The following is a 5,027-nucleotide window of genomic DNA, read 5'->3' on the forward strand; positions in this document are numbered from 1 at the left end:
GGATAACGACTTCGGCAACGATTGGATGAAGCGCAACTCGGCCGGCTCGGGCGCCTATATCCTGCGCGGCTGGCGCGCCAACGAGCAATATGCGCTCGAAGCCAATCCGAACTGGATCGGGGGCACGCCGAAGACCCGCCGCGTGATCGTGCGGCACGTGCCGGAACTCGCCTCCCAGCGCCTGCTGCTCGAGAAGGGCGACGTCGATTACGCCCGCAACCTGCTGAAGGACCAGCTGACCCCGGTCTCGCAGAACAAGGACCTGACCATCAGCCAGGGCGACAAGGGCTACATCCTCTATCTCGGGCTCAACACGAAGAACCCGAACCTCGCCAAGCCCGAAGTGCGCGAGGCGCTGAAATGGCTGACGGATTACGAGGCCATCGAGCGCAACATCACGCAAGGCACCTACGCGACGCACCAGAGCTTCCTGCCGAAGGGCTTCCTTGGCGCGATCACCGACAAGCCCTACAAGTATGATGTCGCGAAGGCCAAGGCCCTGCTCGAAAAGGCCGGCCTGAAGGATGGCTTCTCCATCACGATGGACGTGCGCAACGCCTCGCCCTTCACCGACATCGCGCAGGCTTTGCAGGCGCAATGGGCGGCGGCGGGCATCAAGCTCGAACTGCTTCCGGGCGAGGGCCGCGCGACTTTGACCAAGTATCGCGCCCGCACGCATGACATCTTCATCGGCCAGTGGGGCCCGGATTATCTCGACCCGCACACCAATGCCGAGACCTTCGCGATCAACGAGAGCAATGCCGACGATGCGCGCTCCAAGACGCTCGCCTGGCGCAATGCCTGGGACATCCCCGAAATGACCAAGAAGACGCTCGCCAACGTGCTCGAACGCGACACCGAGAAGCGCAAGGCGGTCTACGAGGAACTCCAGCGCGAGCACCAGAAGACCTCGCCCTTCGTGATCATCTCGCAGCAGATCGAGGTTGCGGCCTCGCGCAAGAATGTCACCGGCTTCCGCATCGGCCCGTCTTCCAGCGGCAACTACTACTGGAACATCGTGAAAGGCTGAGGCCAATCGGGAGCGGCGGCATGAGCCCGCCGCTCCGTTCTTGCGCATCATTCATTGGGATCACCACGGTATGGCGAGCAAGCAGGCCCTGAGCCTCGCAGGAACGGTCGGGCGCGAAATCTCGACGGTCGCCATCACGCTTCTTGGCCTGCTCGCGGTCACCTTCTTCATCGCCCGCGTGATGCCGGTGGACCCGGTTCTGGCGGTGGTGGGGGATCGTGCGCCGGCGGATGTCTATGAGCGCGCGCGGCTGGAACTCGGCCTCGACAAGCCGCTGATCGTGCAGTTCTGGATCTACCTCCAGAAGGTGTTTTCCGGCGATTTCGGCAAATCGGTCCTCACCTCGAACCCGGTGATCGAGGATATCCGCCGCGTTTTCCCCGCAACGCTCGAACTCGCGACGCTTGGCACGCTGATCGGCATCACGCTGGGCATTCCACTGGGTGTGCTGGCCGCCACGAAGCAGGGCCGCTGGCCGGATCATCTCGCCCGGTTTATCGGGCTCTTCGGCTATTCCGTGCCGATCTTCTGGCTGGGCCTGATGGGCCTTCTGCTCTTTTACGCGAAGCTCGGCTGGGTGTCCGGTCCCGGGCGGATCGGCATCAGCTACCAGGATTTCATCGAGCCGATCACCGGCGTGATGCTGCTGGATTGCGCGCTGCAGGGCGATTGGGATGCCTTCCGCAACGCGGCTTCGCATCTCATCCTGCCCTCCTCCTGCCTCGGGCTGTTCTCGACCGCCTATATCAGCCGCATGACGCGCTCTTTCATGATCCAGGAATTGCAGCAGCAATACATCATCACGGCGCGGGTGAAGGGCATGTCGGAAACGCGGGTGATCTGGCGGCATGGCCTCAGGAACGCGATGGTGCCGCTGCTGACCGTCATCGCGCTTTCCTATGCGACCCTGCTCGAGGGCTCGGTTCTCACCGAGACGGTCTTTGCCTGGCCGGGGCTGGGGCGATACATCACCAATTCCTTGCTGAGCGCGGATATGAACGCGGTGCTCGGCGGCACCATCGTGGTGGGCGCGGTTTTTGTCGGAATCAACCTGCTGACAGACCTGCTGGCGCGCATCCTAGACCCGCGAGCGCGGTGAGGAGCGTGGCATGAGCGGCCTTTACGCCTACCTCACCTCCGAAGCGCCCGCCTCGCGCGGACAGGCGCGCCTTGCGCAGGCCTATCGCCGCTGGCTTGCGCTGAAGGCCAACCCGCTGGCTCTGACTGGCCTTGCGATCGTGGTGATACTGCTGCTGGCCGCAGCCTTTGCACCGCTCATCGCGACGCATGATCCGCTCGCGCAGAACCTCGACCAGCGCCTGCTCGCGCCCTCGGCGAAGAACTGGTTCGGAACGGATGCGCTGGGCCGCGACATCTTCTCGCGCATCGTGCATGGCACACGCGTCACGCTCGTCATTGTGCTGCTGGTCGTGATCTCGGTCGGCCCGATCGGGCTCCTGATCGGCACCGTCTCGGGCTATTTCGGCGGCTGGACCGACCGCATCCTGATGCGCGTCACCGATATTTTCCTGGCCTTCCCGCGCCTCGTGCTGGCGCTCGCGTTCGTGGCCGTGCTCGGCCCGGGCATCGAGAATGCCTGCATCGCCATCGCGCTTACGACCTGGCCTCCTTACGCGCGCGTCGCCCGCGCCGAGACGATGGTGGTCAGGAATTCCGATTACATCGCCGCCGTGCGGCTGCAGGGCGCCTCGAATACCCGCATCGTGCTCAAGCACATCATGCCGGTCTGCATTCCCTCGCTCATCGTGCGCACCACGCTCGACATGGCGGGCATCATCCTCACGGCCGCCGGCCTCGGCTTCCTGGGCCTTGGCGCGCAGCCGCCCATGCCGGAATGGGGGGCGATGATCGCCAATGGCCGCGAATACATCTTCGACCAATGGTGGGTTGCGACCTTCCCGGGCCTCGCGATCTGCCTTGTGGCGCTCGGCTTCAACCTGCTGGGCGATGGCCTGCGCGACGTGCTGGATGCCCGCTGATGCGTGTTGAAACACCCCTCCTCGCGGTCGAGAACCTGCGCGTGCGCTTTCATACGCCGACGCGCATCGTGGAAGCCGTGCGCGGTCTCTCCTTCACGCTGGGGCGCGAGAAACTCGCAATCGTGGGCGAATCCGGCTCGGGCAAATCCATGACCGGCCGCGCGATCCTTGATCTCGTGCCCTGGCCCGGCGAGGTGAGTGCCGACCGCATGGAATTCCGCGGACAGGAGATGATGGGCCTCGACAGGCATGGCCGTCGCGCCATCCGCGGCAAGCGCATCTCCATGGTGATGCAGGATCCGAAATTCTCCCTGAACCCGGTGATGACCGTGGGCCAGCAGATCGGCGAGGCCTATCGCGTGCATACGAAAGCGAGCCGCTCCGAGGCTCGCGAACGCGCGCTCGCCATGCTCGAAGCCGTTCAGATCCGCGAGCCCGCGCGCGTCCATGATCTTTATCCGCATGAGGTTTCCGGCGGCATGGGCCAGCGCGTGATGATCGCGATGATGCTGATCGGCGAGCCGGATATCCTGATCGCGGACGAGCCCACTTCAGCGCTCGATGTCACGGTTCAGGCGCAGGTGCTGGATATTCTCGAGCGGCTGGTGACCGATCGCGGCATGGGCCTGATCTTCATCAGCCACGATCTGCCGCTGGTCGCCTCCTTCTGCGACCGGGTGGTGGTGATGTATGCGGGCCGCGTGATGGAAACGCTCGATGCCAGGGCGCTCTCCAGGGGCAAGCACCCCTACACGCAAGGCCTGCTCGGCTGCCTGCCCGATCTCGACCACCCGAAGGATCGCCTCGCCACACTGAAGCGCGACCCCGCCTGGGCGAATGGGGCCGGGACATGAGCGACGCCATCACGGTCTCCGGCCTTGATGTCCGCTTCGGCGCCTCGCATGTCGTGAAGGATGTCCGCTTCACGGTGGGCGAGGGCGAGAGCTACGGCATCGTGGGGGAATCGGGTTCGGGCAAATCCACCATCCTGCGCGCGCTTTCCGGGCTGAACCGTGAGTGGAGCGGCAGCATCACCATTGCCGGCGAGCCGCAGAAGGCCAAACGCCCGCCCGCCTTCTACCGGCAGGTGCAGATGGTCTTCCAGGATCCCTACGGTTCGCTCCATCCGCGCATGACCGTGGATGCGACGCTCGCCGAGCCGGTGGCGATCCACGGTCTCGGCGATGCCGACAACCGGATCAACCGCGCATTGGCGGATGTGGGCCTCGATGGCGGCTTTCGCTTCCGCTATCCGCACCAGCTCTCGGGCGGCCAGCGCCAGCGGGTGGCGATTGCCCGGGCACTCATTCTCGAACCCTCGATCCTGCTGCTGGATGAGCCCACCTCCGCGCTGGATGTCTCCATTCAGGCGGAAGTTCTGAACCTTCTCTCGGATTTGAAGGGCGCGCGCGGGCTGACTCTCGTGCTGGTCAGCCACAATCTCGCGGTTGTCGGCCATCTCTGCGGCCGCGTCGCCGTGATGAAGGAAGGGCAGATCGTGGAGGAGGCCACACTCGATGCCATTCGCTCCGGTGACATCCATGAAGCCTATACGCGCGATCTTCTCGCGGCCTCGCGCCGCGCGCATGGCGCCATCACTGCCTGCTGATCCGTTGCAGCGTTTGATCCGCCACAACAAATGCGGGCCGGAATTCTACTAGCCTGAAGCGTTTTCCGATCCATTCGATACCGGTTGGTCGAAGAAAATGCGTGAAATCACAAGAAACGAGAACGGATAGTCTCATTCAATCAGATCGGAGTCCGCTCTAGAGCGGTTCTAATAATGTCCCGTCTCCCGTGAGGACCGGCGGCAGGAGGTTGATTTCGTGTCGAACAAGGCTGTGCCCGATTCCATTCACCAGCATTCGGCCTTCGAACGCCGCGCGGTGCTCAGGATCGGCATCGCGGTATTGGCTGCCGCCGCTGTATGGTTCCGGCTCTGGGAGCCCTTCCCGGCTGTCAGCGTCATCGGGGCGCTGGCTCTGGCCTTTGCGGGC

The 5,027-nt window shown here is 64.2% G+C and carries 5 protein-coding genes; all 5 read left to right on the forward strand.

From position 1 onward, the window contains the following. The coding region (locus tag ACKODO_RS08840; protein WP_408983072.1) for an ABC transporter substrate-binding protein at window positions 1-1,030 on the forward strand (1,030 nt) is incomplete at its 5' end. Between the two features lie 70 nt (window positions 1,031-1,100). Continuing rightward, window positions 1,101-2,129, forward strand: coding sequence for an ABC transporter permease (locus ACKODO_RS08845; protein WP_408983073.1), 1,029 nt, complete (start codon window positions 1,101-1,103; stop codon window positions 2,127-2,129). A gap of 10 nt (window positions 2,130-2,139) precedes the next feature. Then, window positions 2,140-3,030 carry a nickel transporter permease gene (gene nikC / locus ACKODO_RS08850; protein WP_408983074.1) on the forward strand — a complete coding sequence of 297 codons (891 nt, stop codon included), beginning with the start codon at window positions 2,140-2,142 and terminating at the stop codon, window positions 3,028-3,030. Further along, window positions 3,030-3,884: an ABC transporter ATP-binding protein gene (locus tag ACKODO_RS08855; RefSeq protein WP_408983075.1), complete on the forward strand. Its 855-nt coding sequence runs from the start codon at window positions 3,030-3,032 to the stop codon at window positions 3,882-3,884. The genes nikC and ACKODO_RS08855 overlap by 1 nt, the downstream gene beginning before the upstream one ends. Next, window positions 3,881-4,639 (forward strand): ABC transporter ATP-binding protein, encoded by a 759-nt coding sequence (locus ACKODO_RS08860; protein WP_408983076.1) that lies wholly within the window; start codon window positions 3,881-3,883, stop codon window positions 4,637-4,639. Before ACKODO_RS08855 ends, ACKODO_RS08860 begins: the two co-directional genes overlap by 4 nt. Window positions 4,640-5,027 lie beyond the last annotated feature (388 nt).

Origin of the sequence: Rhabdaerophilum sp. (assembly GCF_046092605.1) — a bacterium.
GTDB lineage: Bacteria > Pseudomonadota > Alphaproteobacteria > Rhizobiales > Beijerinckiaceae > Rhabdaerophilum.

Bases quoted from the DNA above. Each gene is read 5' to 3' on its own strand.
- nikC (WP_408983074.1), top strand. From the start codon at position 2,140: ATGAGCGGCCTTTACGCCTACCTCACCTCCGAAGCGCCCGCCTCGCGC.
- ACKODO_RS08860 (WP_408983076.1), top strand. From the start codon at position 3,881: ATGAGCGACGCCATCACGGTCTCCGGCCTTGATGTCCGCTTCGGCGCC.
- ACKODO_RS08855 (WP_408983075.1), top strand. From the start codon at position 3,030: ATGCGTGTTGAAACACCCCTCCTCGCGGTCGAGAACCTGCGCGTGCGC.
- ACKODO_RS08845 (WP_408983073.1), top strand. From the start codon at position 1,101: ATGGCGAGCAAGCAGGCCCTGAGCCTCGCAGGAACGGTCGGGCGCGAA.